The sequence below is a fragment of the Enterococcus plantarum genome, assembly GCF_001730295.1.
GTDB classification, from domain to species: domain Bacteria; phylum Bacillota; class Bacilli; order Lactobacillales; family Enterococcaceae; genus Enterococcus_L; species Enterococcus_L plantarum.
This window is the reverse complement of sequence record NZ_MIKA01000048.1, coordinates 92,150-116,089: the sequence shown is the minus strand read 5'-3', so window position 1 is coordinate 116,089 and position 23,940 is coordinate 92,150. Positions and strand designations below refer to the sequence as shown.

43 protein-coding genes are annotated in these 23,940 nt (G+C 36.5%); all 43 read right to left on the bottom strand.

The features are described 5' to 3' along the window. Positions 1-13: 13 nt before the first annotated feature. On the bottom strand, positions 14-2,719 hold the full coding sequence (locus tag BCR22_RS13395) for a tape measure protein (RefSeq protein ID WP_069655382.1): 2,706 nt from the start codon (positions 2,717-2,719) through the stop codon (positions 14-16). A 15-nt stretch (positions 2,720-2,734) separates the two neighbouring features. After that, positions 2,735-2,968: a hypothetical protein gene (locus BCR22_RS13390; RefSeq protein WP_069655381.1), complete on the bottom strand. Its 234-nt coding sequence runs from the start codon at positions 2,966-2,968 to the stop codon at positions 2,735-2,737. An 89-nt stretch (positions 2,969-3,057) separates the two neighbouring features. Then, positions 3,058-3,408, bottom strand: coding sequence for a tail assembly chaperone (locus BCR22_RS13385; RefSeq protein WP_069655380.1), 351 nt, complete (start codon positions 3,406-3,408; stop codon positions 3,058-3,060). Positions 3,409-3,448: 40 nt separating this feature from the next. After that, on the bottom strand, positions 3,449-3,946 hold the full coding sequence (locus BCR22_RS13380; protein WP_069655379.1) for a phage major tail protein, TP901-1 family: 498 nt from the start codon (positions 3,944-3,946) through the stop codon (positions 3,449-3,451). A gap of 14 nt (positions 3,947-3,960) precedes the next feature. Further along, positions 3,961-4,350, bottom strand: a complete 390-nt coding sequence (locus BCR22_RS13375) for a phage capsid protein (RefSeq protein WP_069655378.1) — start codon at positions 4,348-4,350, stop codon at positions 3,961-3,963. Then, positions 4,350-4,733, bottom strand: coding sequence for an HK97-gp10 family putative phage morphogenesis protein (locus BCR22_RS13370; protein ID WP_069655377.1), 384 nt, complete (start codon positions 4,731-4,733; stop codon positions 4,350-4,352). Before BCR22_RS13370 ends, BCR22_RS13375 begins: the two co-directional genes overlap by 1 nt. Next, positions 4,726-5,037, bottom strand: a complete 312-nt coding sequence (locus BCR22_RS13365) for a hypothetical protein (RefSeq protein ID WP_069655376.1) — start codon at positions 5,035-5,037, stop codon at positions 4,726-4,728. The genes BCR22_RS13370 and BCR22_RS13365 overlap by 8 nt, the downstream gene beginning before the upstream one ends. Further along, positions 5,034-5,384 (bottom strand): phage head-tail connector protein, encoded by a 351-nt coding sequence (locus tag BCR22_RS13360; protein ID WP_069655375.1) that lies wholly within the window; start codon positions 5,382-5,384, stop codon positions 5,034-5,036. Before BCR22_RS13360 ends, BCR22_RS13365 begins: the two co-directional genes overlap by 4 nt. Positions 5,385-5,422: 38 nt before the next feature. Continuing rightward, positions 5,423-6,451, bottom strand: a complete 1,029-nt coding sequence (locus BCR22_RS13355) for a major capsid protein (RefSeq protein ID WP_069655374.1) — start codon at positions 6,449-6,451, stop codon at positions 5,423-5,425. A 24-nt stretch (positions 6,452-6,475) separates the two neighbouring features. After that, positions 6,476-6,832 carry a hypothetical protein gene (locus BCR22_RS13350; RefSeq protein ID WP_069655373.1) on the bottom strand — a complete coding sequence of 119 codons (357 nt, stop codon included), beginning with the start codon at positions 6,830-6,832 and terminating at the stop codon, positions 6,476-6,478. A gap of 11 nt (positions 6,833-6,843) precedes the next feature. After that, positions 6,844-7,473: a DUF4355 domain-containing protein gene (locus tag BCR22_RS13345; protein ID WP_069655372.1), complete on the bottom strand. Its 630-nt coding sequence runs from the start codon at positions 7,471-7,473 to the stop codon at positions 6,844-6,846. 99 nt (positions 7,474-7,572) lie between these two features. After that, positions 7,573-7,845, bottom strand: coding sequence for a DUF2829 domain-containing protein (locus tag BCR22_RS13340; protein ID WP_069655371.1), 273 nt, complete (start codon positions 7,843-7,845; stop codon positions 7,573-7,575). A 53-nt stretch (positions 7,846-7,898) separates the two neighbouring features. Further along, on the bottom strand, positions 7,899-8,126 hold the full coding sequence (locus BCR22_RS13335) for a hypothetical protein (protein ID WP_069655370.1): 228 nt from the start codon (positions 8,124-8,126) through the stop codon (positions 7,899-7,901). Continuing rightward, on the bottom strand, positions 8,123-9,058 hold the full coding sequence (locus BCR22_RS13330; protein ID WP_069655369.1) for a minor capsid protein: 936 nt from the start codon (positions 9,056-9,058) through the stop codon (positions 8,123-8,125). Before BCR22_RS13330 ends, BCR22_RS13335 begins: the two co-directional genes overlap by 4 nt. Further along, positions 9,036-10,637 carry a phage portal protein gene (locus tag BCR22_RS13325; RefSeq protein WP_069655368.1) on the bottom strand — a complete coding sequence of 534 codons (1,602 nt, stop codon included), beginning with the start codon at positions 10,635-10,637 and terminating at the stop codon, positions 9,036-9,038. Before BCR22_RS13325 ends, BCR22_RS13330 begins: the two co-directional genes overlap by 23 nt. 4 nt (positions 10,638-10,641) lie before the next feature. Continuing rightward, positions 10,642-11,949, bottom strand: coding sequence for a PBSX family phage terminase large subunit (locus tag BCR22_RS13320; protein WP_069655367.1), 1,308 nt, complete (start codon positions 11,947-11,949; stop codon positions 10,642-10,644). Next, a complete protein-coding gene (locus tag BCR22_RS13315) occupies positions 11,942-12,397 on the bottom strand; it encodes a terminase small subunit (protein ID WP_069655366.1) in 456 nt (151 codons plus the stop codon). The genes BCR22_RS13320 and BCR22_RS13315 overlap by 8 nt, the downstream gene beginning before the upstream one ends. Before the next feature lie 224 nt (positions 12,398-12,621). After that, complete coding sequence (locus tag BCR22_RS13310; protein WP_069655365.1) at positions 12,622-13,086, bottom strand: DUF4352 domain-containing protein; 465 nt, start codon at positions 13,084-13,086, stop codon at positions 12,622-12,624. A 291-nt stretch (positions 13,087-13,377) separates the two neighbouring features. After that, complete coding sequence (locus tag BCR22_RS13305; RefSeq protein WP_083241842.1) at positions 13,378-13,872, bottom strand: hypothetical protein; 495 nt, start codon at positions 13,870-13,872, stop codon at positions 13,378-13,380. 4 nt (positions 13,873-13,876) lie between these two features. Beyond that, a complete protein-coding gene (locus BCR22_RS13300; protein ID WP_069655363.1) occupies positions 13,877-14,140 on the bottom strand; it encodes a hypothetical protein in 264 nt (87 codons plus the stop codon). A gap of 16 nt (positions 14,141-14,156) precedes the next feature. Next, positions 14,157-14,384, bottom strand: a complete 228-nt coding sequence (locus BCR22_RS13295; protein ID WP_069655362.1) for a hypothetical protein — start codon at positions 14,382-14,384, stop codon at positions 14,157-14,159. Positions 14,385-14,526: 142 nt separating this feature from the next. Beyond that, positions 14,527-14,733, bottom strand: coding sequence for a hypothetical protein (locus tag BCR22_RS13290; RefSeq protein WP_069655361.1), 207 nt, complete (start codon positions 14,731-14,733; stop codon positions 14,527-14,529). Next, positions 14,726-14,932: a hypothetical protein gene (locus BCR22_RS13285; RefSeq protein ID WP_069655360.1), complete on the bottom strand. Its 207-nt coding sequence runs from the start codon at positions 14,930-14,932 to the stop codon at positions 14,726-14,728. The genes BCR22_RS13290 and BCR22_RS13285 overlap by 8 nt, the downstream gene beginning before the upstream one ends. After that, the gene (locus BCR22_RS13280; RefSeq protein WP_069655359.1) at positions 14,925-15,128 is read right to left on the bottom strand and encodes a hypothetical protein; all 204 of its coding nucleotides are present in this window, start codon (positions 15,126-15,128) and stop codon (positions 14,925-14,927) included. Before BCR22_RS13280 ends, BCR22_RS13285 begins: the two co-directional genes overlap by 8 nt. After that, positions 15,128-15,595, bottom strand: a complete 468-nt coding sequence (locus tag BCR22_RS13275) for a class I SAM-dependent methyltransferase (RefSeq protein ID WP_069655358.1) — start codon at positions 15,593-15,595, stop codon at positions 15,128-15,130. The genes BCR22_RS13280 and BCR22_RS13275 overlap by 1 nt, the downstream gene beginning before the upstream one ends. Further along, complete coding sequence (locus tag BCR22_RS13270; protein WP_069655357.1) at positions 15,595-15,870, bottom strand: hypothetical protein; 276 nt, start codon at positions 15,868-15,870, stop codon at positions 15,595-15,597. The genes BCR22_RS13275 and BCR22_RS13270 overlap by 1 nt, the downstream gene beginning before the upstream one ends. 65 nt (positions 15,871-15,935) lie before the next feature. Further along, complete coding sequence (locus BCR22_RS13265; RefSeq protein ID WP_069655356.1) at positions 15,936-16,328, bottom strand: hypothetical protein; 393 nt, start codon at positions 16,326-16,328, stop codon at positions 15,936-15,938. A 2-nt stretch (positions 16,329-16,330) separates the two neighbouring features. Continuing rightward, entirely contained in the window at positions 16,331-16,615 is a 285-nt protein-coding gene (locus BCR22_RS13260) for a hypothetical protein (protein ID WP_069655355.1), read from the bottom strand. After that, positions 16,590-16,787: a hypothetical protein gene (locus BCR22_RS13255; RefSeq protein WP_069655354.1), complete on the bottom strand. Its 198-nt coding sequence runs from the start codon at positions 16,785-16,787 to the stop codon at positions 16,590-16,592. The genes BCR22_RS13260 and BCR22_RS13255 overlap by 26 nt, the downstream gene beginning before the upstream one ends. Next, positions 16,777-17,352 (bottom strand): hypothetical protein, encoded by a 576-nt coding sequence (locus BCR22_RS13250; RefSeq protein WP_069655353.1) that lies wholly within the window; start codon positions 17,350-17,352, stop codon positions 16,777-16,779. Before BCR22_RS13250 ends, BCR22_RS13255 begins: the two co-directional genes overlap by 11 nt. Beyond that, positions 17,349-17,597 (bottom strand): DUF3850 domain-containing protein, encoded by a 249-nt coding sequence (locus BCR22_RS13245; RefSeq protein WP_069655352.1) that lies wholly within the window; start codon positions 17,595-17,597, stop codon positions 17,349-17,351. Before BCR22_RS13245 ends, BCR22_RS13250 begins: the two co-directional genes overlap by 4 nt. Next, positions 17,594-18,316 carry a DUF1642 domain-containing protein gene (locus BCR22_RS13240; protein ID WP_069655351.1) on the bottom strand — a complete coding sequence of 241 codons (723 nt, stop codon included), beginning with the start codon at positions 18,314-18,316 and terminating at the stop codon, positions 17,594-17,596. The genes BCR22_RS13245 and BCR22_RS13240 overlap by 4 nt, the downstream gene beginning before the upstream one ends. Beyond that, positions 18,303-18,494 carry a hypothetical protein gene (locus BCR22_RS15510; RefSeq protein ID WP_069655350.1) on the bottom strand — a complete coding sequence of 64 codons (192 nt, stop codon included), beginning with the start codon at positions 18,492-18,494 and terminating at the stop codon, positions 18,303-18,305. The genes BCR22_RS13240 and BCR22_RS15510 overlap by 14 nt, the downstream gene beginning before the upstream one ends. Positions 18,495-18,501: 7 nt before the next feature. Further along, positions 18,502-19,023 (bottom strand): single-stranded DNA-binding protein, encoded by a 522-nt coding sequence (gene ssb, locus BCR22_RS13230; protein WP_069655349.1) that lies wholly within the window; start codon positions 19,021-19,023, stop codon positions 18,502-18,504. Next, positions 19,016-19,312, bottom strand: a complete 297-nt coding sequence (locus BCR22_RS13225; RefSeq protein WP_069655348.1) for a hypothetical protein — start codon at positions 19,310-19,312, stop codon at positions 19,016-19,018. The genes ssb and BCR22_RS13225 overlap by 8 nt, the downstream gene beginning before the upstream one ends. A gap of 17 nt (positions 19,313-19,329) precedes the next feature. After that, on the bottom strand, positions 19,330-19,677 hold the full coding sequence (locus tag BCR22_RS13220; RefSeq protein ID WP_069655347.1) for a DUF7694 domain-containing protein: 348 nt from the start codon (positions 19,675-19,677) through the stop codon (positions 19,330-19,332). Then, on the bottom strand, positions 19,678-19,950 hold the full coding sequence (locus tag BCR22_RS13215) for a hypothetical protein (RefSeq protein WP_069655346.1): 273 nt from the start codon (positions 19,948-19,950) through the stop codon (positions 19,678-19,680). Then, positions 19,951-20,295, bottom strand: coding sequence for a VRR-NUC domain-containing protein (locus tag BCR22_RS13210; protein WP_069655345.1), 345 nt, complete (start codon positions 20,293-20,295; stop codon positions 19,951-19,953). Beyond that, on the bottom strand, positions 20,292-21,152 hold the full coding sequence (locus tag BCR22_RS13205) for a helix-turn-helix domain-containing protein (protein WP_069655344.1): 861 nt from the start codon (positions 21,150-21,152) through the stop codon (positions 20,292-20,294). The genes BCR22_RS13210 and BCR22_RS13205 overlap by 4 nt, the downstream gene beginning before the upstream one ends. Positions 21,153-21,155: 3 nt before the next feature. Beyond that, positions 21,156-21,842 carry a putative HNHc nuclease gene (locus tag BCR22_RS13200; protein ID WP_069655343.1) on the bottom strand — a complete coding sequence of 229 codons (687 nt, stop codon included), beginning with the start codon at positions 21,840-21,842 and terminating at the stop codon, positions 21,156-21,158. Then, positions 21,843-22,823: a DUF1351 domain-containing protein gene (locus BCR22_RS13195; RefSeq protein ID WP_069655342.1), complete on the bottom strand. Its 981-nt coding sequence runs from the start codon at positions 22,821-22,823 to the stop codon at positions 21,843-21,845. Next, positions 22,805-23,521 carry an ERF family protein gene (locus BCR22_RS13190; protein ID WP_069655341.1) on the bottom strand — a complete coding sequence of 239 codons (717 nt, stop codon included), beginning with the start codon at positions 23,519-23,521 and terminating at the stop codon, positions 22,805-22,807. Before BCR22_RS13190 ends, BCR22_RS13195 begins: the two co-directional genes overlap by 19 nt. After that, the gene (locus BCR22_RS13185) at positions 23,518-23,850 is read right to left on the bottom strand and encodes a hypothetical protein (protein WP_069655340.1); all 333 of its coding nucleotides are present in this window, start codon (positions 23,848-23,850) and stop codon (positions 23,518-23,520) included. Before BCR22_RS13185 ends, BCR22_RS13190 begins: the two co-directional genes overlap by 4 nt. Positions 23,851-23,940: the final 90 nt, after the last annotated feature.

Here is a 23,940-nt window from a genome sequence, read left to right as displayed (position 1 = left end):
TATATTCTCCCTTCTAAAAACTAAGATTGATATCTGATTCTCCACCCATCACGTCAGAGATATCGGAAACAAAAGCTTTAAACTGCTGGTTTCCTAGTTTAATGTTAAAAGTTGCTGACTGTTTATTATTTCCGTAACTGACGTCATGATTTATTTTTCCGTTGATGTCACTGTTAATTTCCGAAATACTGCTTCCAATGTCCAAATTAGGGGTTGCTTTTTCAGCTAGGATTTCAGAAGCTTTTTCTACTTCATCAGCTCCATCTAAAATGCCGCCAGCCAAACCTTGTGATGTGAATCCGCCCAGTTTAAACATTTCCCTAGATGGTGAATTTATATCGAGAATCTTTTTGATTTTACCAGTTATAGAATTCGCTACGTCTGTTACTGCTTTTCTAACATCTTCAATCTTTTGCCTAATTCCATTGACTAGTCCGTCTATGATATCTTTTCCTATCTGTAGCAAATCAATGCTTTTCAACGTATTAAAAATTTCTCCAACTCTTTTTACAGCATTGCTAACACTGTTTTTTAAGTTTTCCCAAGCGTTTTTAGCACCATCAACAATGTTATTTACAGTGTCAAAGAAGAATTTCTTGATTGCCTCCCATGCATTTATAGTGCCGTTTTTTATGTTATCCCACGTTTGTTTAGTCCCATCCTTAAGAGATTGCCAACCATTAACGAAAAAGTTTTTTACTGATTCAATTGTATCGGCAGCTCCTTGTTTCAAATTAGCCCACGTTTCAGCGATACCATTCTTAGTATCGATCCATCCTTGTATAGCATTTTCTTTGATTGTTAGCCACAGATTACTAAAATAAGCTTTAACACTTTCCCATATATCATTAGCATGACTTAATATCTCTGTCCAGATATTAATAAACGTATTCTTCAATCCATACCAAACATTCAATCCTGACATTTTGATGTTCAAGAAGAAATTAGAAATAATATCAGTAATGGACTTCCAAATGTTATTAGCTGACTCTTTTATATTGTTCCAAACATTAATCATATTATTTTTAGCTTCTTCCCAACCACCTGAGATAAAAGAAGTAACAAATAACATAGGAGCCATAATTACATTTTTTATAATGTTAAAAGAGTTTTTAGCCATATTAATAATATTTTTCCATAGGTTTTTAAGAAACAGACTCATATGAATAAAAGCGTTCTTAACTCCATAGACAAGCGGACTAACGTACTGCATTATACCGTCTATTAATCCACTCGCTGTAGAGATTGCGCCAGCCCATAAATCAGCAAACCACTGCTTAACAACGGCCCATGCATTTTTTATTCCTTCAACTGCAGCACTAGCAGTTTCTTTAGTACCATTCCACAAACCGACGGCAGCATCTTGAATCCCTTTAAATTGATTAGAAAACCAACCCATAATATTGCTCCAAACTTCTTTTATGCCTTCTGCTGCATTTTTTGCGGTATCTTGCAGTCCTTTCCACATATCAGAAAACCATTGGACAGTAGCATCCCAGGCTTTTACAACTGCATCAGCCGCATTGCTAATAGTAGCCGTGATACTTTTCCAAATATTTATCACTGCATTTCTAAAATCTTCATTTGTATTCCACAAATAAACAATCGTTCCAACAAGTAAGATTACAGCAGTGATGATTAACCCAATTGGATTCGCGTTGAGTAATGCATTAGTTATCGCTAATGCGCCATTATATGCTGCTTGTGCCGTCCGCGCGACACTCATCACACTTTGATAAGTGGTGTAAGCTGCTATTAACCCTAGAATTACCGGAGTAAAAGGTTTAATCGTATTGATTAGATCAGAAATCATTTTTAATGCAGGCGGTACAGCTGCAATAATCGCACCAAACATATCATTTACTAATCCTTTTACTTTATCTAGGTTGTCTGCGATAGAGCCGAATCCAGCTCCTTGTAAACCTTCGTCAAACGCACGAATCACTTTCTCTACGTTTTTTACAACAGCAGTTCTGATGTTTGCAAATGAGGTCGCAATCCCTTTACTATTTTTCTGAGCTAAATCAGCAAAACCGCCAACCCCATCATTCAATTCAATCAAACGATTGTTAAACTCATCAAAGGTGATATTCCCGTTCTTAAGCGCATCATACAACTCGTTGGTTGAATTCACTCCTTGATCTCTGAATGACTTAGCCACTTTATCCATTCCGATTGGCATTGTATCTAATACAGAACGCCACGATTGCATATCTACTTCGCCACGAGCCAGCATTTGTCTGTATTGCTCTGCACCTCGTGCCGCATCAGCAGAACTAGCACCACTAGCAAGAAATGCATTATTTAAAGCAACTGCTGTATCAGTCCCTTTCTCCAAACTACCTGTAGAAATAGCAAATTGCTGGGTACTGGCTACAATTTCATCAAGTGACGTGGGTAATCCATCAATACCATCAGATAGTTTTTGCATCGATTTATCAACATCTTGAGCGGAATAACCTAAAGCTTGCATAACTGTTGGATATTTATTTAATGTATCAAATCGACTAATTGCACCGCCGAGCGATTCTTTAACCATACCTACCCCAGCATCTACCAATTTAAAAACCCCGACACCTTTTGCGATGTCGAGGATTGAAGTATTAGTTTTTTGAGTATCTTTTTCCAGCCCACCCATTGATTTGCCTGCGCTGTCCATAGTAGAGGTAAAATTCTTATCGACAGCAGATAAAATCGCTTCAACAGAATAACTTTCCATTATTTGCCTCCTTTCTTACGGATTGACAAACTTAGGAACTTCTTCTTCTTTACCTAAAATTGCCTTTTCTTGCTTTTCCATATCAAAGAATTCGTTGAATTTTTTAAAATACGGAACTTCTTTTTTGCCTAATTTTTTCTTTGCTTTTATTTGATTATTTGCCCATGCTTGTTCATGTATTTCTCGTGATTTGTTTAATCGTTTTAAACGATAAGAAATCATTCGAAGCTCGTATTCAGCGAGGTTCATTCTATCTATTTCTTTAAACTCTGAAAAACCTAAGTAAGTAAGTGCGTTAATTTGAATATCTCTATATAACTCTTCAAAGCTTTGGCAAATTATTTCTGACCTTTTTCGATTTCCTCGACCAGCTTTAAGGTCTTTCGTTTTGTAAACCCCGACTCTTTTAACCCGTCCATCACTTTGTCAAAAACCGTATCAACATCACATTGACCAATATGCTCGATTATGTCCTTCTCCGAAACACGAGGCTTCTCTGTTAAATTCGCGACTTTCAAGACTTCAACCAATATTTCGATGTCTCCCATATACAGATTTGTTACGACAGTATCGATGCCAGCATTCATTTTCATTCCTCGACCATCTATAGCAAACCGTTTATTCATTTCTTTTACAAAACCAAACCCAAATACAAATTGATATACTTCTCCATTAATTTCTAATTCCATATGACATCCTCCTTAAAATTAAAAGGACAAGCAAAAAAGCTTATCCTTCAGGTGTTTTTTTCACTGTGTCTTCAAACGCATATTGTACAGCTTTTTCTTGCTCTTGGCTTAACGTTGCATAACCATCTTGATGAACTAATTGAACTCCATATTCTAGGGATACTTCGACATTATCCTCAGAGTTTGCAGTTTCTTCATAACTAGTAATATCTGCATGTAAATATTTTGCAGCAAACTTTCCACTTTCGTCTTTATCTAATTTGTCAACGATCCAAACTTCAATAGTTTCATTGTTCATAAATGCATCGTATAACATTTTGATTGTTTCGCTGCCACGTTCATACAAAGCCGTAGAACTAAAATCATATTCAATTGCTCCTGTAGATTGGACATTTCCATCTTTTGTGGGTGTACTATCAGAACTACGAGACATAGTGAAACTATGTTCTGTTTGATAGGTGACTGTTTTTGCATTTTCGTTGGCTTGATCTTTCAATACTCTGTATAAAAGAATCACGTCAATTCCTTTTTTTAACATTCTATTACCTCCATTTATAAAATTCTAAATTCAAGCGTTACTACCGCCCGTTTAAGCGGCGTGTTAGTAGATAAATCATCTATGATTTTAATGTCACTCGATTGTACATTTAGCGACCAAGAATAGTCGATAGTCTTGTCAATCTGCAAAGCTCCATCAAAAAGAGCAGCTGCCATATCGGACACCTGCTTTCTTTTCCTCTGTAAGCCCCAAACCGACAAAACCAGTATCACCGATCCTTTAATATCAGTTTTATTAGGTTGATGAATGGTCTGAGTGTCTTCAAATTCAACGAACGGATAAGGAACATCATCCATCGGTTTAAAGTCATAGGTTTTGAAACCCAATTTCTCGGAACACTTAAACATTGCATCAAAGATCGATTGATCCCTAGTTTTAAACACTATTGCATCAACCTTTCTAAATCTGATTTAAACTTCTGCTTTTGCTTTCGAAGCGGTGAAAAGAAAAAATCTCGTTTAACCATGTATCTGGTTCCACGAATCAAATAAGGTGAGTATTCTGTTTTCGGCCCTGTATGCCCGGCTAATCCATTGTTGGATATGTGCATAGTAATACTACGCTTGGTTGCTCCTGTTGGTTTGACAAACTTCTTACCCTCCCAGTGACCAATTAATACTAGTTGAGCCTCATTCTGCATTCGTGTTGTCAATTCAGCAGTATTGGTTTTTACAATGGTTTTTACATCATCCATTGTTGCGTTTTCCTTTAGCTTTTTAGACAAAGCAGTAAGTCCATTTACTTTAAATGATGCTCTTTTAGCCATCTTTAATCACTTCTTTCAAAATAAACGTATTCTTTTGAGGTAGACTACGTTTCGTTACCAGTTCAAATCTCCGATTATCTATCATTACATAATCCCATTTTTTATTGTAAGGTCTTAGTAATCTGATAACCTTGGCACTTTCATCTATTTCGCCAAATATTTTAACTGAACGATCTGTTCCTAAATCAGTCATATTTACACGTTTTGTTTTTTCTGTTTTACTTGGTTCTATATGTTCGCCAATTTCAGGGTCATAATAACCATTTTTTTCAGTAACAAATGTGACTTTAGTGTTATATCTCATATGAAACGAGCAACTCCTTTTCGAGGAGAAACATTCTGCTCTGCTTCTTCTTTAGCTTTCCAAGCATCAATATCATCTTGAAATTCATCCAAAAGTTTTCCGTAGTTAATCGTTTCTCCTTCTTGGCCGTAGGAGTTCATTCCTTCATTCCCTTTGCGGTTGAATCGTTTAATAGTACATTCAACTACGATATAAGATAAAACGTCAGGAACAGATTCTAAGAAGCCTAAACGGACATTCAATTGCTGAGTTGTTCGCTTTATAAAATCTGTCAGCTGACTATCTAAATCAGCGTCTTCAATTTCAAGAGTTCGTTTGACTTCTTCTAAAATATTTTGATCACTCATGACTGCCTCCTTTCAAAAATAAAAAGGCTAGTCATTGACTAACCTTTCTTTGTTTTTCCTGCTGATGCTGGTAATACAGTAGCTTGGAATACATTGTCAGCTTCCGGGAAACTTGGTAAAGCTGTTCCCGCTGCTTTTGTCCATGTGCCAACTGGATCAAGTGTTTCTTCATACACCATTGCAATGATGTTTCCGACTGTATAATCGTTAGAACCACCAGAAAGTAAACGAGATTCTTCAGGTGTGACGCCAAAGATAGATTCTCCTGGGTTTTCAGATCCAAACATAACCAATTTATCTTCTGGGAAATAGCGTTCTTTAACTAAAATACCTGCTGCATTTTCTTTGTTGTATTTCGCGTCATACGTAGCAATAGTTGGTAATCCAAACTGTTGTAGCATTTGATTTAATGATCCAGGAGTTGGTAATAGACCTGCATCTTTGAAATATGCTTTTACGCCTGTATTTTGTAGAATAGCATTTCGAACTTTAGTTGATGTCAGCATTCTTGTAGGCATAGTATCTAACGCTGATGCCCAATCTGTTAACAATCCAATGATATCTGTATCAGCTTTAGTAAAATCAGCTGTTGCTTGATGATCTTCTGGCACTCCATAATCTACGATTAAATCAAGTTCGTTTTCATCAAGTGTTACAGTACCATTTGCCAATACTTCCATACGCATCTTTTCAACACGAGCATTTACAGAGCCAACCATTGAATCTATATCGTTGTATACTTCTTTTTCTAGATAACTTTGTTCTTCTGCGGTACGAGGGTTGCGTAAAGCAATAAGATCCTTTTCTTTTAATTGGATTTTACGCTTAATAAATGCTAATTCTTGCGCACTTTTTGACCCTACACGAGATGCGATTTGCGCCTCTGTGTCAAATGCATGCACACTAGCAATTGTAGGGATTTTTGAGCCTGCTTTTAAAACATCAAACTCTAACCCTTGCACTTTACGAGCTGGGAATAATGACTCCCCAAGTAAAATTGGTGCTTGTCGTCCGTTTACATAATCTAATACATTTTTTTGTGAAAATAATTCTGCAATATTTGCCATTTGTTTATTCCTCCTATTTTATCCTTATTGTCCGCCACTTGGTGCAGTAGGTAGTGCTAACATTTTCCCTGTAGCATCATATAACTTAATTTCACGCATTGCTGTTTGTGCTGCATCCGTTGGTTTAACTGGTAAACGCTCAATCAAGATATGCCCTTCTACAATCACTCCAACAGGTTGCGGACCACTAGAAACATCTACATCGTTTATCGTAATACCTTCTGCTGTTGCATCATTTTTAGGGTAAACAGAACCAGCTGGCAATACGCCATCCACCACTCCTGCATGTGTATCATCCACTTGTTTTGTGAAAGATAAGAAAGTAGCACTTTTTAAAATATTAATATCTTTGTACGTTTGAGTTTTCTTTACATAGACCATTTAAATTCCTCCTATTTTGTTGCCCAAGGATCAAACTCAGGCTTTTTACTTTGATTGTTTATTGCTTTTGCCATTTGAGCACCACGAGAAAGAGTAGTTGATGTTGTGCCATCCATCGGCAATTTAGACCCTAAACGTTTTTCAAAATCCGCTTTGATGACTTCTCGTTCTGCATCGATTAATTCAATAAACGCTTTTACGCTCTCTGATGTGGCTTCTGCGCTTTCTTTGACAACAAACGAAAGAATACCCTCGCTAGCTTGAACACCTTTGTCAGCAAGCATAGAAGTAGCTCTTTTTGCCATTTTTGCTAGAGTCTTCTCTCTTCTTAGATTATCGACTTCTTCTTGCAATTTCTGTTTCTCGTAATCCGTTTTTTCTTTGTCGTCCATTTCAGCTAATTTCTTTGCCTCATCCTGTTCTTTTTGCTGTTCTGCCTTCCATTTAGCAAATTTAGCATCAATGATTTTGTTGACGTCCTCATCCGAATATTTTTTATCAGATTCGTTCGTCTCTTGCTCATCTTTTGCTTTTTCAACAATTTCGCCGTTAGTGGTGTTATCCGGATTATCACCACCACCGTTAGATCCTGTATCTTCCGCAAAAAACTGCAAGTTCATTCCTAATTTCTTTCTTTTCATGATAATCGTTCCTTTCCCATATCTTTTAACGTGGATAAATGCTTGCACTTCCATAGCTTTTAATGTCATCAATGCTTGGACATAACAAAAGTTAAATTACTAAGATTTGATTTCCCAATCTTCTGCAAATATATCTCCAATACTTGGCACCCACATCGCATGAGTTCCATCGGCATTTTTGATTTGTAAATACGGATTGACTTTAAATAAATCACCTTCTGATAAATCCCAAGCTTCAGCAGTCTGCTTGTTACAAGAGATACCTTCTGGATACCCTTTTTGGCGAACTATAAACATTCCTCTTCCGTTCCAACCTGTGCGGAATACTTTTTTTCCTTCTTTTAAGAATGGCAAAATCTGTTCGAATTTCATTTAAATTTCCTTCTTTCTTTTCTTACAATAAAAAACCTACTGATCAGGCAGACTTAATCTTGTTCATAATGTATTCCATCAATTAACTTAGATTTTAGTGCGTCGAGAATACCTATTAGTTCTAATCTATTGTCTAGAGAGTAACCAATCACCAGTTCATCGTTTTTATTAATTCCTACAACAGCTATCTGCTCAAGTTCAACTGTTTGTAAATCTTCAACGATAGCTTCTACTGACACACCTCGTTCTTTTTCTTGTCTTGCAGCTGAAAGGTTCATCATAATCCTTTACCCTCCAAATACTTCTCGAATTCATCCCGATTAAAATACGGCGCTGTGCTACATCGGCAATTAGGATGTATTGGTGCCACGTTCACTCCAACTTCAAACTTATCAATAGATATCGGTTCTGTTGATACAGCTTTACAAATTGGACAAGCTGTTGCTTCCCTAATAAAAACGAACTTATCTATCTTGTTAGACGTATAGGATTGTTTCTGCACTTCGGATTGGACTCTTGCTAATTCAGTTCGAGCCAAACGCTCTGCTTGATTTTTAGCAACATCAAAAGGTTTCCTCAATTGCCTAGCTATTTCACGAGGGTTTGAACCTTGAACAATTGCTTTTAACAAAAGTTTTTCTAAAGCTGTTCTTAAATCTACTTGAATAATTCCCCAAATACGATCACTAAAGTAAGCATTTTTGTATGACCCATTAACTATGGAATCAATTTTGCTTTTGTAGTCTCCAGTGACATTTCCTAGAATCCCTGATTGTCTGTCAAATTCGCTTCTTGCTTCCGATGATAGGTATTCTTCAAATATTTTCTGCAACGTATCACTAGAGGCTGTTAATTCCAGTAATAAGTTAGAGCGCAAGAGCTCTAAGCGATTCAGTTTCATTTTAAGGTTATAGATTTTCAATTCTCGATTCGCTTGAGGGGAGAAGTCTTTTTCCTTGACATACTTCTTAGCCTTTGTTTCAAATGCTTTGACATCCATTTCAGAAACTCTTTTTCTAGCATCTTGTATTGATATGCCTTCTTTGCTCGCATACCTTCCTAAAAAACCATCGATTTCCTTTTGGATTTCTGTAAGTGTATCAACATACAGGTTTTCAATCTCTTTCGCAATTTGTTTATCAGTTTTTTTACGAGCATTAATATTTTTTTCTTCTCGATCTTTCCAATAATTAATCTGGTTGTTCTTCGTCATCGTTCACATCAACCTCTTTTTCAGGTTCTCCATCATAGACCCGATTAACACTATCATCAGTTTCTTTCTTGATTCGTTTAATTTCTGTTTCTGCTGGAACTCCAGTCAATTTAGCAGCCATTTCACACAATGTTTCATCTGATACAATCCCGACCATGCCAGCAATAACTTTCATGATCTCCTCATCAGATTGTGGAACATTAGGAGTAAATAGGATTTCAATTTCATTAACTTTGTCATACAGTGACTCTTGTTTCTTATCTGCAGACATAAAAATAGACTTTACTTTGTCAGCAAAGCCTTGCGGTTTATTCAAATTGTCTTTTAGTGACCAGGAGTGGGTAAGCAATCTCAGACGTCGCATAATAGCTTTTTTAATCATGCGTTCTTTGTTCTTGCGATCGTTATCATTTCCCCAGCCTTTAAACCTAAATCCAATACCAGATTGATTACCACCCATATTTTCATCCGTAAAGTCAATTAATGATGTAAAACGTAACATGTCAGACACTAACCGATCGTTATAAGCTTCTGTTCCTGCTGTATCGTATTCTTTTTTGAGATAGTAAGCATCAGGTTCACTTCCTGTTTGTCCCTCGCCATAATGCTTTTTATCCCCTAAAACTAATACTCTTGCTTTAATCATTGCGTTTAGGACTTCTAACTTAGTATTTTTTCCCTCTTCATCCGCTGCCGTTTCTGGATTACCTTTAATTACCAAATAAGCCTCTGATGAATCCTGTTGAAAGTTGGCCATAGATGATTGAGACAAATCATAAGCATCAATATTATCCAAAACTTTTTCAAAGTCTCCCAATCGTTCCTCATTATTTACCCATTCGTTAATTTGAACGGTATTAAAATAGGTTTGATCGTGATCATAAAGAGTTAAGTTATCGTAATCCTGTTCTCTTGACCCAAACTGATATAGAAAACCGTCATTTGCGTATATATCTACATAACTTGTTGTCTCATCATTAAACTCAACATCATAATAATTTACACCACAAATAGAATTAGCATTTTTAGTTGTATCATAGATAACAAACGTACATTCCGGATTGAACTTAATTAATGTTTCTTTTCCATATTCATCACGACCTACATACTCATAGGCTCTTCCTAAAGCGAGTAAATCGTCTGCCATTAGTTGGTTGTGATAGTCTTCGTTTGATTGACTAGCAAACTCATTAATTTTATTAGCAATTGTTTTTTCTCCGCTATACTTTAAAGGATTTCCCAGTAGTACACCTTTTTTAAAATTTACAATAAAACTTGCCCAATCGTTAGCAATCTTATTATCTGCCCTGTCAGCACTTTTATCTTCTGTAAATTTAATATTATTTTGTGCTAACGAATACCGCTTTAACTCCTGTAACCTTGGAACTTGCTTTTCTTTGTGATGACGGATAAATTTAACGATCATCTTCAGCATATCTTCGTTTTCGAAGTCGATTACTTCTTCTGCATAACCGTCAGTTGAGCCCATCAATCTTTTTGGTAATTTATTTACTGGTAAACGGTAGACTTTATTTGCTTCTTCATCAAACCTTGAACCGTTCAAAAGTTTCTTTTCCATTTAATCACCTACCTAATCCTAATTTCTTGAATGTATCTATCGTTTTCTTGACGTTTATTGGTTCTGGTTGTTTTTTCATATCCTCGCTAAACGCATAACGTGTTGCATCAATCGTATGATTGTCTTTATCCTCAAGTCTCGGCTTAGGATTCCCATCTTTATCTGTTTGATAATCAATGTTTTCAAACTCTCGGGCAATGTTTGGTGTTCTTAGTGGATCGATGCATATGAAATCTAAATCATCTAACCATTCCTCCCCGTATTCCACTGAGTCGGGACCTTTCTTAACACCAGTTATCTTTTTAATACCATGTTCATTTACTAACTCAGCAATAGATTTAGGCTCAGCAGAATCAGCAAACATCCTATCTGACTGGTAACCTTTATCGCTTAATTTCTTAGAAAACTCACGATTGCTGATTTTAACACCATATATTTCATCAATTGCATAGATGCCATTTTTCTTCTTGTCATAATGCCAGCGCACAAAAGCCAGTGGATCGGTAGCATAACCGAAATCGACAGCATTTCGGATGTTATCAAAGTTAGCCACCATATCATCTGTGATTGATCCAGCTTTGACTTGTAAGTTATCAAACGGTACTACACCAGAGCCAATCGCTTTACCATCATATTCCCATTCAGCACGTCTATGATTGCGTTCCCTAGTCGCTTCTACCTCATTGAGAAACTCTTTAGATATATAAGGATTGTCTCTATAAGTAGAATGATGTACGAATGTATTTTTAGGTTGAAAGCTTGTCTCGTACTTTTTATTAACCCATGATTGTTTTCTTTTCGGCGGGTTATAGCTGTAGAAAAACTTATAAAAAAGACCATCTTCTAATTCTCCACGTAGCAGAGAGTTAGTGATCGTCGTTACTTCATCTTCATTCTTAAATTCCGCTAATTCCTCAATCCAGCCTATGGCAAATGGAAACCTAGCATCTTTTAACGATTTAATTCGTTCAGGATTCTGCGCTCCTCTGAAAATCATGTAATTACCGCGAGGTATATAAGTTATCCTCAATGGTGACTTATTAAACTTAAATAGATGAGTAACTCCTTGTTGCTCAATAGCCCACTTCATTTGCTCGTAGAGTGATTGTTCAAGCGTATTGTCAACGTAACGAATACCAACTGCATTTATGGCGTAGCGCATTAATAACTGCGTGATAATGTGTGCGATGTCAGATGACTTCCCTGAACCACGACCGCCTTTGCAGATAACGTTTAAAATATCCGAATTGAGAGTTGCTCTCCAGACTGAATGAAATCGTTTAGGTAGCAACTCGGATAGCTTTTTAACCATCGTCATCACCACTTATATCATCGACGAAGGTCGGAGCTTCGGAAATTTCAACTTGCTGCTTGTCAATAAATGCAGCATTGATTTTATAGAAGTGTTCTAGTGCCTGGTTCCGTTCTTTAAATCCTGCTGAATACTCGTTTATTTCTTCAGCGATTATTTCTTTAGTATCAGGATCTCTTTGTCTAACAACGAACGACTGAGGCTCACCTTTTGCGATTGATGCTGTGATTGCCAACGCTTCTTCCATCGTTAAATGACGCTCAATCTGAACCTCTTTTAATTTGTTTTTGATGTACTCAGATACCTTTCCACCTTTTTCCACCAATTTCTCTTGAGCATTCTTTGCATAGTTTTCTTTGTAACCAGCTTTCAAAGCTGATTGATAAGCATTCCCCGTGATGATGTACTCATCAGCAAAAGCCTGTTGTCTTGGATTTAATCCACTCATTTTCCATCACCACCTTTCTTTATAGTTGATTATGATATACTTACTACTGGAATACTTTGTTTGCATGCCGTAGGAGGCATCATCATATTAGATATACTGTTTAAAACTTTATCCATGATTAATATACTGCATGATATCTATCACCGTCATAAGGATAAGCAGTATAAACCAAAGCACAAGAAAAGGAGATAGCCGTCAAGCTGTCTCCTTGTTTGTTTTATAATTCAATCAGTCAATAAAAATTCTTGATTCTTGTGAACAGCTTTAATAGGTGTTTCTGCTGCTTGATTATTTGTTACATCAAAAACTACATTTAAACTTTGTTCTTGTTCCGGATTTAGTTCTGAACTAAAATAAACATTGTTACCGTTTGCTACCCTAGACCTTTCACTTGATGGTTTGAAAGTTTGATCACCTATCTTAAGATTAAAAGGGTAACCAGTTGTAGTTTGGGGATGATTAGAAATATTTTTAAATCTCACCTTTAAAATAATATCTGATCTCTCACCGTAATCTCTTTCTTTAATTTTGTAGCTATCAATAGTATAGCTTATACCATCCAGAGTAACTGACTCGCTTATCTTCACAGGAGAATTACTTCGCGGATTTTCAAAAAGTAACCAAATTATTAACAAAGCTATTAACCCAAAAACTATTTTTAAAATTCTTTTCTGTTTTTCGCCTTTCAAATAATCACCTCGAAAGCATTATATCAGATTTATATAATCTTATTCAATTAATGTTAAAACACCCACAGGCAAGAATGAAATAAACTCTATGAGGGAGAGTATTCACCATCCTTATTTTTAGTTTTTTGTTGTTAGCCTGTGAGTGATTATAAACTACCTACAGCAGTAATCAGCTCTTGTCATAATTTGGGAAAGATGTGTGTAATTCTTTGCTATAGGTGGTTTATCTTAATATTTCATAATATCAATATACCATTATCAATGTACCATTGTGGGGCATCATTTGGACATTTACAATTTATTAAATATAACATCGACCCCAAACACCATTATAGATAAGTCTTCTACACCTTTATCTTCCCATCTTTTTATTGTGCGGCGGTCTACATCGTATTTACTGCCTATAAGCTCGTCGGACATTGAGTTAAATCTAAAATATTTATTTGCCAGTACATCATATTTTATTGGGTCTAAGATTTTGTATGCCTCTAAAGCTCTATCGACATGATTCATCAATTTTACAGTTTTGGCTTTATGTTCTAGTAGCGAATCAAGATCAAATCTCCAATCGCTCCATAAAGTACCTAATTCTGATGAAACTTGTTCGTCTACGATCTCACAGTGTTTCTTTAATTTATTGTAGTTCCGAAGAAGCATTCTTGTGTTGTGATAAGCGTTACTCACTAATCTTCGCTTCTCATCTTCCCTATCCTGTCTAGCGAGGTTATTAATTTCTTTTGCAAGTGTTTTTAATTGCTCTTCTGATAATTCTGTAATTTGATTCAATTCGCTACCCCTTTCTATCTAAATAGATTTTCTTAATATCTAACACATAATCTTTTATAGCAATTACAGCACTTCGATTACCTTTGATATATTCATTGTCTTTATATGCTTTTTGCAACTCAGTAATAGCGTCTGAACAATCATCTAAATGCAGTTCTAACATTTCAAAAATTTTAGTCATTAGTTTCCGCTCTATATTAAAAGCAATATTAACTCCTGCAGCAAACGACACAACCACTAACACTACCATCACAAAATAAGTCGTCATCTATTTCCCTCCTGCATTATTTAAATAGTCCACCAAACGCTTGCTGCCTGCTCATGGTGCCGTTGCGTTTGTCGCCTTTTGTTTTAAAGTCTGGTTGTTTAGGTAATTCATGCCACTGGACTTGATCTACTGTCCCGCTGCTTAAAAGACGGGCTACCTTTTCACTCGCTTGTGTTGCTGTCATACCTGTATATATTAGATCACTCATTACCGTTGGGTATCTATCTGGATATGGTCCGTACATCGTTATCCCTCCTGTACTTTAACAACTTTCTGAACCGCTTTGCACTCCATAGCCCACTTGATAGCTGCCTTTCTAGTTGACTGTTCAAGTGTCAGTGTCCCAAAGTCACCCTTGTGTGATTTGCAAATTAGTTTGTAAGTTTTCATACCTCTACCACCTCGCTATGTCTACACAGCAAAGAGTCTTGTTTCCAAATCCCGCCATTCTCAATCGCCACTTGATGTCTGTCGGCTTTGGGGAAATACAGGATCACACAATTCTTACCGACAGACTTTACTTCTAGTAGTTGACCAGTATATTTACGTACCCCTGTTCCGATATATTTTACTTTTTCGCCTTTTTTAATCATCGCTTACCTCCTCTAGCTTTCTGCCGCACATTGGGCAGAATTCGATATTCGTCATGATTGCCCCATAATCGTTATGGAGAAATAATTTACCATCACTTGTTGCATAAACTTTTACTGTGTCCTTTAAATCTTCGCTTTCATCAAACTTAATCAATGGCTCGTTGTCTATAAAACTGTTACCTCTACAATACTCACACATCAGCTATCACCTCTAACTTCACAGGTACAATTTTATAATCTTTCCCGCATCCTCTGACCATAAAATCAATCTCTGCGCTTTCTATATGTTCATAGGTTAGCGCACGATCAAAACTTGTTCGTTGTTTTCTTGGATCACATCTATAGTCTGTGCCACAAACCCGTTTCTTTGTTTTTTTGTTTCGAATTGCGTACATCAGCTATCACCTGCTTTCATAAATACAATCCAATGAGTTTTCGCTCTTTTGTTGCCGTAAAGTGGTTCGTAATCAATCACCTTTAAAATCTCAGCTAGTTTTATCTGGTCCTCGTTCCACTTAAAAACAAGTGTACCGTTAGTCTTAAGTACTCTCATACACTCGTCAAAACCTTGTTTGATATCGCTTTTCCAATTCGATTCGTCAAGCTTTCCATATTTCTTGGCCAACCAACTACTTTCACCCGCTTTGATTAAATGTGGTGGATCAAATACCACATGATAAAAGCTATTATCATCAAACGGCATGAACCTAAAGTCTGCTACCACATCAGGCTCAACCTTTAATGATCGACCATCGCAGAGAGTATCATCTAGTTGTCGGTTATCCATGTACAGGACATCTTTATTTTGTTTGTCATACCAAAACATACGACTGCCACAACAGGCATCTAGTATTTTTTTCATCAGCTATCACCATCCAATCTAACAGCAACCGTCCTCTTGCCTTTGTCTCGTTTTTTCAAATGTTTATCGAAATAATCGATCACAAAGCCAATCTCATATGAGTTAAATTTTTCGACTGACACCATATTGATTGGATCACCTGAACTATTATCTATTAAGTAAATCGTGTAAGAATACAAATTACCGTCTGTAGTAGAACCGTTTTCTTTTTGGTTTACTGCATCTATTTCGACATGAGTTTTATCTGTATTGTATAATTCAATGAGTTCGTACATCTTTAATCACAAAGGAGTAAAAAGCTTTTTAGTGTCGGCCGACAAATCTCCACTCCTTTCTTGAATTAATATTCAGTTGATGCTAATAAAAATGGTACTTCTGCTAACGTTTTATCCTTAAAACGATTTTCGAGTTCTTGTTGCATTGAGTATCTGTAGTAGAATTCAAAAGTCTTAGTAATCATTACTTCTTTGTCTCCTGCTTTTAACGGCTCATGCAATTTATGAGTACGCCCAAAATTCAATCTTAAATAGTCTAATTTCTCTTGATCACTAACATCACTATCTTGTTCTGCTACATATTTTTTTGTTCCATCAATTACAAATGCAGTGACTCCACATTCCTCATCACCATATTCATTTTTTGACCATTGCATAGCTTGTTCTTCGCTGACTGCAGCTACTAAGTCGCAATCATCTACTAGATAAATATTTACTCTTGATAAATTTGCTTGCATTCCTACTCATTCCTTTCGTTAAATCCAGTTAAAAACACATTGCCATTTTTACGTTGTATTTTTTCATATGTTCCAATGAGCTTGCCATCAATAATTAGACTCTTTGATTTGTCAGTATAAGCACATTTATAATAGAGTACAGACAACTTTGCGCCTTGGCACTCATGACCTTTACGCATCGCTTTACTAACTGCTTGCTTAGTCGCTCCTAAAAAGTCCGCAACTTGTTGTTGATTTTTAAATATCTTGACTTCGGCATCTTTAACTACTTTTATTTGATTCGCCATCCTCTACCTCCTGAAGTTCTTCGGCAAATGCCGTATTTTTATCACTGATCGTTACCATGTTTTCTGTTCTGCCATACATTGGATAGTAAATAGCGGTTTTTATTGCTTCATCTTCATCATAAGCATCTATTTCAATAACTGTTTCACTTTTTAAAGTAACTTTATATTTCATGATTGCAACCTTGCAGTTCTTCGGCTGTTTGGATTAATTCAAAATCTTTATACTGGAATTCTCTAAAACTGTATTTTTGATATTTGAAAATAATAATCAGCTCTTTCCCTCTGATTTCAACAATTTTCCCTTTTGATCCGTCAGAGTGAAAAACTTTATCCCCCACCCGAAACTCATCCAACTTACGCCCTTTAGCAGCAAACTGCTCAGCACGCTTAAACGTTGCTATCTGTTCGGCGGTGGCTGGTTTAGCTTCTTTCGCAAAAGTTGAATCTAAATTAAATGCACCCTCTTTTAATTTATAAAACCATGTGTCCAATTCTAAAACTTTGATAGTCCCATCATTAATTTCAAGCGCTTTAAAGATAAAGTTCGCCTCTTCCTCTGCGTAATACTCCCCAACCTCAAATGTTGGTTGGTGGTCTGACTGACCTTTTATAGCATTAAGCTTATGCAGTAAATCAGCTTTGCCTAATCTCAAATAAGGTATTCCATTAGTTTCACCAGCAGGCGCCATGCATTCAATTTCAAAAATCAAATCGTCTATTGTTGTTTTCTCTGTCATTGTGATTCCTCCTTATACAACTCAATCCCCATCACTACATAATTATCTGGCAACGGAAAATCGGGAATGTAAGTGACTAAAACCTCTGCCTCATTGCCTGTGTATTCTCCATCCTCGAATTCTTTCAGTATTAAGTGATCACCTTCTAAAAAATTTCGATCATTGACACGGATTTCAAATTTCTTTTTACCAGATACCACATCTCGATAAAATACTGGTGCGATTTTTAGGTAGTGAGTTTTCATATTTTGTCCTCCTCTGCTGGTACAGCAAACGCCCAATACCGCTTGTCATGATTTTTTATCTCTTGTTCAGTCAATCTCGCCGTATTACCTGAGTATTCCGCATTTGACGATCCAAACCAAGTGTCCCCACTTACTTTGCCTTTCCTTAAATAATATGTTTTTATATGATTCCCCTCGTTAAACGGCAACTGGACATAATACAACTGCTCTTTTTCCACGGTGTAGCCGATCAAGTCCATTTTTGCTATCACTTCTTGAGCGTTAGCTCTTTCGTTAGCGTGGCGACCTTGGCAATTGTCATACCATTTGCGCACCCTCTCGTCCTTATCTACCTGAGCTCTGCTAAATTTAGCCTCTAAAGTGTCATACTTGTGTTTCTCGTACCAATCGGCTATATATTGTCTGACCACTACCTTGTCCTGTTGTGTCGGTAGTCCGTTAACTTTGACGTGATCGATTAACGCATCAATTGTTTTACCAGTTAAATTTCCCAATGTGCCGACTTTGTCTGATAATTCACTGTAATCCTTAAGAGATTTTGACAATTTTTCGCACTCTTCTTCGGTCGCTTGGGTTGGTAGTGATGATTTGAGTTGTTGCATATCCGATAAAGCAATATTGATAAATAGCCCAGATTGGTTTGGGTAGCAACTACTTTTTTCGTCTTGACGTTCCCAATATTTAATTTTTTCGTCTATCAATTCCTCAATCTTTCCCATGTGTTGTGTCCTCCTTCTGGTAAATGCTACTAAGCAAGTCAAATATTTCATCATTCGCTTTTTCTTTATTGATCAAAATTCTAAGCAACATTTTACTCAAGTTATAAAGTTGTTCGTTTGAATAATCCGTATTTTCTAGCTTGCATAGCATCGCTTGATATTTTTCAACGCTAATCATCTACTCCTTAAAACGGTAAGTCGCCATCTGAAATGTCAATTGTCGATCCTGTGCCGCTAAACGGATCATTCTTATATTCCAAATCAGGTAAATCATTTCGACTATTATTTTGCGATTTAAACGTGTTGTTTTGATTTGATGAATAATTACCCTCGAACTGGTTTGAAACGCCTGTATTTTGATTCTGTTCACTCTGAACGACATTCTGGCTATTTCCACCAGGAAAACTAAACGATTGACAATTGATTTCTGTAATGTACTTCTTTTCACCTTGTTGGTTTTCGTAGTTTCGTGTTTGAATTGACCCAACAATCAGAATCTCATTACCTTTCCTAAAATGATTCGCAACGGTTTCTGCTTGCTTACCCCAGAAAACAATATTGATCCAGTCAACACCATAGTTTCCTTGACTATCTGGAAAGTTCTTTTTAACAGCAATACTTGTTGTCGCTACTGCTTTCCCCGATTGGGTATATCTGAGATCAAAGTCCTGACCTAATTTTCCTTGTAGTACAACATTGTTAATCATCAATACCTACTCCTAACTTGATTTCGTTTTTGAAGGCTGTCACGATGTCGTCACACGCTTTTCTGTATTCCTGTATAGTTTTTATCGTAACTTCATCTGAAAGCGTGTAGTCACGCACTATGCCGTTCAAAGCATGTTCTAGCGTTCCGTAGTACCCAACGAAAGCCAGTGAATCTTCTTCCTCTTTCGTTTTTCTAACGTTTCCTTCTTCATCTCGTCTCAGCTTGTTTACCACTATTTGCGAATTATCACTTGTAATTCGATAATCCTTTACTTTCATATCGATCATTTAATTCCCTCCATTTTCTAATCAATCCCAAAAGACAGTTCTACTTCTTCAAGAATCCAAATGTGATACATATTCGCTTCGTCAATTAGCTCTGACTGTTTGGGGAAAAATTCGATTGCTTGTTTTTCCTCGCCAAAAAGTTCATTTTTAATTCTCTGCTTTTCGCTCCAAGGGATATCGGTAGATGTAACATTCCTGATAGCTGCATGCTTAACTACTCCTAATTCCTTAGTCTCGATAAGTCGGACTAGAACAGCATATTCACCATTCTTGTCTCTATAGGCTTCGTTCATTTCTCTAACCCAGCCATGAACTTTAGAACCAACCGTGTTAGGTGCTGGCACTCGTTGCCAATTTTTAGCCATCTACATTCCCTCCAAATGTTTTCTTAATCCGTGAAGCCCTTTACCTCGCTTCTTGGTTTTACGAGCAATCCAAGTGCCTGTAGTTCCCCAGTAATCAATAATTCCTTCCTTCGTCTCGATCGCAAATTGATGGTTGCTCTCGTAATGTGTGTAAGGGTAACCCAATTTTTCAATATTTCTATTCGCTGAAGTTCCCATTCTTTCGACATGCTTTTCTCTTCGTGCTTTTAGCATCGGCTTTACATCACGCCAGTATTCGCCCATGTCCCCCATCTATATTTCCTCCACTTCAATTTCGTCTAAAATAGTTCTCTTGCCTTGTATAATCTCAATTGCTTCAGTCACATTTCTGGCTACTCCGTTTAGAATTCCATTTTTCTGTGCAGCAAGTAAAAACGCTTTTTGATCATCACTCAAAACTCCGTCTGATTTTTTAACCTCAACGAAAAACAGTTTGTTATCGCCTTTACGAGACCCGAATAAATCAGGGAATCCTTTTTCTAATCCAAAGCCACGAGTTTTATAGGTGACTTTCTTCCCGCTGTCTACTTGCCAACAGCGGTGACCAATTGTGACTAATGAGTTCTTGATTGATTTTTGAATATCTAATTCTTTCATTTTTTACTCGCTTCCCACGCTGCAATTTGAGCGTCTAGTGCTGCTTGTTCCTCTGGTGATAACTTAGCTTCTGGTGTTGGATTGGTTACCGATTCTGGCATAGTCTCTTCTCTAATTGGTTGGCGTTGATAAGTGCCTGTCGGTTTTGGTGGCTTTAGGTCATACTCATCGTTAAATCGATCGTCACGTATCCATCTGAATAGTTCTTGCGGATGATACCACTCGTTAAGTTCAATATATTTTAGGTAATCCGCATATCCTTTATTAAACTGTTCCAAATCATCTTCAGTCTTTATTTTTTTAATGAATTGTTCTTTCGCTTTTTTCTTGTTCGTTTTCTTCGGAAACTTTTTCCAAATCTCTTCAAACGAATCAGACACGGTTGAACTCTGTTCAACACTATTCTTTTTATCTAATGTATTATTAACTGTATTATTAATAACTGTATTATTATCTGTGAAGTTTTCTTCACTAGGGGTGGTGAAATTTTCTTCACTACCCTCGTGTTGATTTTTTCCATAGGTGATGAAATTTTCTTCACTAGGTTCATAAAAATCTGATTCAGTCGGAAACGGTAATATATAGATATGTCTGCGTTCTACTTGCTTGCTATTCGGCTTATAGAAAACACGGATATTAATATATTTCTTTTTTTCAAGCTGCTTCATCCACGAGATGATTGTTCGTTTGCTTACTCCATATAGATTTGCAAAATAGAGGTTTGTAGCCCAGCAGTAGCCTTTTTCATTAGCTAGTGCTGTTAATTCTCCATATAATAACTTTGCGTTACCGTTTAAATCATTGTCATACCTTACTATTGCAGGGATGATAGCAAAGTAACTTTTTTGATTTTGCAATCGTCACCCTCCTATCCTTAATTTCTTAATTATTTCGTTATTTAATTTGATACCTTTAACATGATATTTAGCTTTAAACGCTGTTAACCCAATTGTGTGTTTCTCCGCATGGTGACCATGGCACAAACCAGCAAAAGTGTATTCAGTATGATCCACTTTTTTCCTATTTCTACGCCCTAGCGCTTTGTCGAAGTGATCAATCTCGGCTCCTGTTTTACCGCAAATACAACACACTCTTTTTGTGATACATTTGTAAAAATAATACTCTTGGTTAGCTGGTAGAATCTCATAGCCTTTTTTAAACGGAATGTTATTTTCAAATATAAAATCAAGGATGATATCTGCTAACAAATTAGCATCACTTACTGTAGATTTCGAATCATCAGCAAGGCTTATATTCCGTCCGCTGATGCCTTCAAACAAAAAGTAGAAGTATTCCTTCAAGTCTTCTGTTGATTGCCCGTAGTAGAGAAAAATATCACCTATCAGAGCATAGATAAAATTACGTTGTTGAACTGTGAACCTCCGAGGGTCGATAAAGCGAATTTCAATGATCCTGTCGCCTTCATAACCCTCGTACATGGTTCTTAGTCGATCGATGTTCACTTGCTCGTTAATCTCTGCTTTTATTTCGTTACCTTTAAAAAAATGAAGCACTGCAGAGTATGTGTCTAGCAAAGGTTTAAGCATTTAAATCACTTCCACTTTGATTCCTTCATTTCCCATAAATTTGTTTAATGCTGATAACTGTTCGTGTGTTCCCGTTACTTTAAGAGTGTATGTTTGAGTATCCTCAATTTCTTGTCTAGTGAGTTCTGTGTCTTCCTGGATGATTTCGCCAGTTTCAGTATCGATCACTTTGTCATCAACTGTACGTTCACGTAGTTTTCTCATTTCTTGGTCATATTCTTCTTTTGCTTTTCGGTCAGCTTCTTCTTGCGCTATACGTTGTTCTTCTGCGATTCTTTTCTGTTCTTCACGAGCTTTTTTATCTTTGACAGCTTGATCGATTTGTTTCATGACTTCTGCTGATGTATGCCCTTTGTCGATCCAAGAAGACCAACCATCGGCATCTAATCCAACTGCTTTGGCATAATTAAAGATGATTGCTTTATCGTCTTTGATACGTTGGTTTTCTTTAGCGATTAATGTCATGATTCCAGCAATTTCTTCCAGTACTTTTTTAGTTAGTTCACCTTTTGCGGTAAACGATCCTTTATTAAGCCACGTTGTTTTGATTTCAACTGCAGCGATATCTATCCCGTAGTTCGGTGCCATTTCAGATAGTGTCTCAATCAGTTTTTCTTCTCTTAATTCTTTTTGTTTCTCTTCATAGTCAGAAATACCCACGTTGATATTATCTGAAACACCTTTGATTTGGTCTCTTAATGCGTTAATTTTCGTTTCAAAGGCTTTTAGTGGTTCGCTATAACTTTTCTTCACTTCTTTTCGTTGGTCATCCAACAGCTTAGAAATGCCGTTCAGTTTTGTTTTTGCTTCCTTAGCTTCTGGAATATTTTCATCTGTAAAAACTAATGAAGAATAATGTTCGACCGTTGCTGCTACTAACTTATTAAGTTGTTCTTCATTTTGAATAGTAATTTCTGACGGTTTGAAATCTACGTTAAATTTTATATCTTTCGTTAATTCGTTCATTGTTTTTGCCCCCATGGAATGTCTTTATTATTTTGACCAGCGCTGTTATTCGGTATGTCTGGCTGCTTCGCTTGTTCATTATCGTTTTTGTGACTATTTTTTTCATAGCTACGTTCCCAATTGACTAACTTAGCCATAGCTTGACTAAAACTTTTGTATGCTAGCTGATCTATTGATTGGATTTCGAAAAGCTCACATAATTTATTTAAAAAGTCGTCTGGTTGGATCCCAGTAATGTCGGTTATCTCACTGGCTTTTTTTCTTAATAGTGAAAGTTGCTTACCATCGATTAATTGAACGTAATTAGTATTGTCGTGCCTATCTGGATCAATCTTGCCGTCGTCTATCATTAACAAATCCTGTAATGCATATTTCTTCGCATACGAGCCTGCTGAACCAGATACTTGGGGTTCGCTCATTTTTGGTAGTATGTTGGGTTCTCTTGCATAAGCTACTGATTCTTCTGTATGTTCCCCATCAGTTATTGAAGCAGTCGCTTCTGTATAGAAACGATCATCAATTTTCACAATTTTTTTCGTTGTTTTTATATATAGTCCTAATTCTATTGCTGATGGCTTAACAGCACGCATGATCGCTTCAGCATCTCTAAAATTAAAATCGCCGAACTCGTTCTTCTTATCTTTCGGTACACTAAACTGTGCTATCAACTTCATTAATTTTTGATAGAATCCATCATCTTTACTATCAGTCATTTATTTTTCAACCACTCTTTCCCGCTTATAATTTCTAGCTTTTCTTTTGCTAATCTATCTGAACCTTTGTCTTCTAATAGGTCTAAAAATCCGTTTTGTCCCACTACATATTTCTCGTACACTTCTGCAAACAGTTTGTCTGTTTCGACCGCATACTTTTTGAAGTAAGCAACAAATACCCAGTCGTTTTCAGATACAATGTATCCGAAATCATCTTTATTCCAGTTCTCCGTCTCATCTACTTCATCTACATCATTTACTTCTTTGTAAAACTCCTCTGGCGGAGTAGTCAAATAATGGTCCAATGCTTCTGCTTCTTTTGGTGTCATTGTCAAAACCCACCTTTCCGTGGTATAATTTTTTTAAGTTTAATTTCGTTAGCGACTGACAGGACTGCCATCCTATCGGTCTTTTTTGTG

Coding starts and splice junctions, on each gene's coding strand:
- BCR22_RS13395 (WP_069655382.1), bottom strand. CDS start 2,719: ATGGAAAGTTATTCTGTTGAAGCGATTTTATCTGCTGTCGATAAGAAT.
- BCR22_RS13390 (WP_069655381.1), bottom strand. CDS start 2,968: ATGAACCTCGCTGAATACGAGCTTCGAATGATTTCTTATCGTTTAAAA.
- BCR22_RS13385 (WP_069655380.1), bottom strand. CDS start 3,408: ATGGAATTAGAAATTAATGGAGAAGTATATCAATTTGTATTTGGGTTT.
- BCR22_RS13380 (WP_069655379.1), bottom strand. CDS start 3,946: ATGTTAAAAAAAGGAATTGACGTGATTCTTTTATACAGAGTATTGAAA.
- BCR22_RS13370 (WP_069655377.1), bottom strand. CDS start 4,733: ATGGCTAAAAGAGCATCATTTAAAGTAAATGGACTTACTGCTTTGTCT.
- BCR22_RS13365 (WP_069655376.1), bottom strand. CDS start 5,037: ATGAGATATAACACTAAAGTCACATTTGTTACTGAAAAAAATGGTTAT.
- BCR22_RS13360 (WP_069655375.1), bottom strand. CDS start 5,384: ATGAGTGATCAAAATATTTTAGAAGAAGTCAAACGAACTCTTGAAATT.
- BCR22_RS13355 (WP_069655374.1), bottom strand. CDS start 6,451: ATGGCAAATATTGCAGAATTATTTTCACAAAAAAATGTATTAGATTAT.
- BCR22_RS13350 (WP_069655373.1), bottom strand. CDS start 6,832: ATGGTCTATGTAAAGAAAACTCAAACGTACAAAGATATTAATATTTTA.
- BCR22_RS13345 (WP_069655372.1), bottom strand. CDS start 7,473: ATGAAAAGAAAGAAATTAGGAATGAACTTGCAGTTTTTTGCGGAAGAT.
- BCR22_RS13340 (WP_069655371.1), bottom strand. CDS start 7,845: ATGAAATTCGAACAGATTTTGCCATTCTTAAAAGAAGGAAAAAAAGTA.
- BCR22_RS13335 (WP_069655370.1), bottom strand. CDS start 8,126: ATGATGAACCTTTCAGCTGCAAGACAAGAAAAAGAACGAGGTGTGTCA.
- BCR22_RS13330 (WP_069655369.1), bottom strand. CDS start 9,058: ATGACGAAGAACAACCAGATTAATTATTGGAAAGATCGAGAAGAAAAA.
- BCR22_RS13325 (WP_069655368.1), bottom strand. CDS start 10,637: ATGGAAAAGAAACTTTTGAACGGTTCAAGGTTTGATGAAGAAGCAAAT.
- BCR22_RS13320 (WP_069655367.1), bottom strand. CDS start 11,949: ATGGTTAAAAAGCTATCCGAGTTGCTACCTAAACGATTTCATTCAGTC.
- BCR22_RS13315 (WP_069655366.1), bottom strand. CDS start 12,397: ATGAGTGGATTAAATCCAAGACAACAGGCTTTTGCTGATGAGTACATC.
- BCR22_RS13300 (WP_069655363.1), bottom strand. CDS start 14,140: ATGACGACTTATTTTGTGATGGTAGTGTTAGTGGTTGTGTCGTTTGCT.
- BCR22_RS13295 (WP_069655362.1), bottom strand. CDS start 14,384: ATGTACGGACCATATCCAGATAGATACCCAACGGTAATGAGTGATCTA.
- BCR22_RS13290 (WP_069655361.1), bottom strand. CDS start 14,733: ATGATTAAAAAAGGCGAAAAAGTAAAATATATCGGAACAGGGGTACGT.
- BCR22_RS13285 (WP_069655360.1), bottom strand. CDS start 14,932: ATGTGTGAGTATTGTAGAGGTAACAGTTTTATAGACAACGAGCCATTG.
- BCR22_RS13280 (WP_069655359.1), bottom strand. CDS start 15,128: ATGTACGCAATTCGAAACAAAAAAACAAAGAAACGGGTTTGTGGCACA.
- BCR22_RS13275 (WP_069655358.1), bottom strand. CDS start 15,595: ATGAAAAAAATACTAGATGCCTGTTGTGGCAGTCGTATGTTTTGGTAT.
- BCR22_RS13270 (WP_069655357.1), bottom strand. CDS start 15,870: ATGTACGAACTCATTGAATTATACAATACAGATAAAACTCATGTCGAA.
- BCR22_RS13265 (WP_069655356.1), bottom strand. CDS start 16,328: ATGCAAGCAAATTTATCAAGAGTAAATATTTATCTAGTAGATGATTGC.
- BCR22_RS13260 (WP_069655355.1), bottom strand. CDS start 16,615: ATGGCGAATCAAATAAAAGTAGTTAAAGATGCCGAAGTCAAGATATTT.
- BCR22_RS13255 (WP_069655354.1), bottom strand. CDS start 16,787: ATGAAATATAAAGTTACTTTAAAAAGTGAAACAGTTATTGAAATAGAT.
- BCR22_RS13250 (WP_069655353.1), bottom strand. CDS start 17,352: ATGACAGAGAAAACAACAATAGACGATTTGATTTTTGAAATTGAATGC.
- BCR22_RS13245 (WP_069655352.1), bottom strand. CDS start 17,597: ATGAAAACTCACTACCTAAAAATCGCACCAGTATTTTATCGAGATGTG.
- BCR22_RS13240 (WP_069655351.1), bottom strand. CDS start 18,316: ATGGGAAAGATTGAGGAATTGATAGACGAAAAAATTAAATATTGGGAA.
- BCR22_RS15510 (WP_069655350.1), bottom strand. CDS start 18,494: ATGATTAGCGTTGAAAAATATCAAGCGATGCTATGCAAGCTAGAAAAT.
- ssb (WP_069655349.1), bottom strand. CDS start 19,023: ATGATTAACAATGTTGTACTACAAGGAAAATTAGGTCAGGACTTTGAT.
- BCR22_RS13225 (WP_069655348.1), bottom strand. CDS start 19,312: ATGATCGATATGAAAGTAAAGGATTATCGAATTACAAGTGATAATTCG.
- BCR22_RS13220 (WP_069655347.1), bottom strand. CDS start 19,677: ATGGCTAAAAATTGGCAACGAGTGCCAGCACCTAACACGGTTGGTTCT.
- BCR22_RS13215 (WP_069655346.1), bottom strand. CDS start 19,950: ATGGGGGACATGGGCGAATACTGGCGTGATGTAAAGCCGATGCTAAAA.
- BCR22_RS13210 (WP_069655345.1), bottom strand. CDS start 20,295: ATGAAAGAATTAGATATTCAAAAATCAATCAAGAACTCATTAGTCACA.
- BCR22_RS13200 (WP_069655343.1), bottom strand. CDS start 21,842: ATGCTTAAACCTTTGCTAGACACATACTCTGCAGTGCTTCATTTTTTT.
- BCR22_RS13195 (WP_069655342.1), bottom strand. CDS start 22,823: ATGGGGGCAAAAACAATGAACGAATTAACGAAAGATATAAAATTTAAC.
- BCR22_RS13190 (WP_069655341.1), bottom strand. CDS start 23,521: ATGACTGATAGTAAAGATGATGGATTCTATCAAAAATTAATGAAGTTG.
- BCR22_RS13185 (WP_069655340.1), bottom strand. CDS start 23,850: ATGACACCAAAAGAAGCAGAAGCATTGGACCATTATTTGACTACTCCG.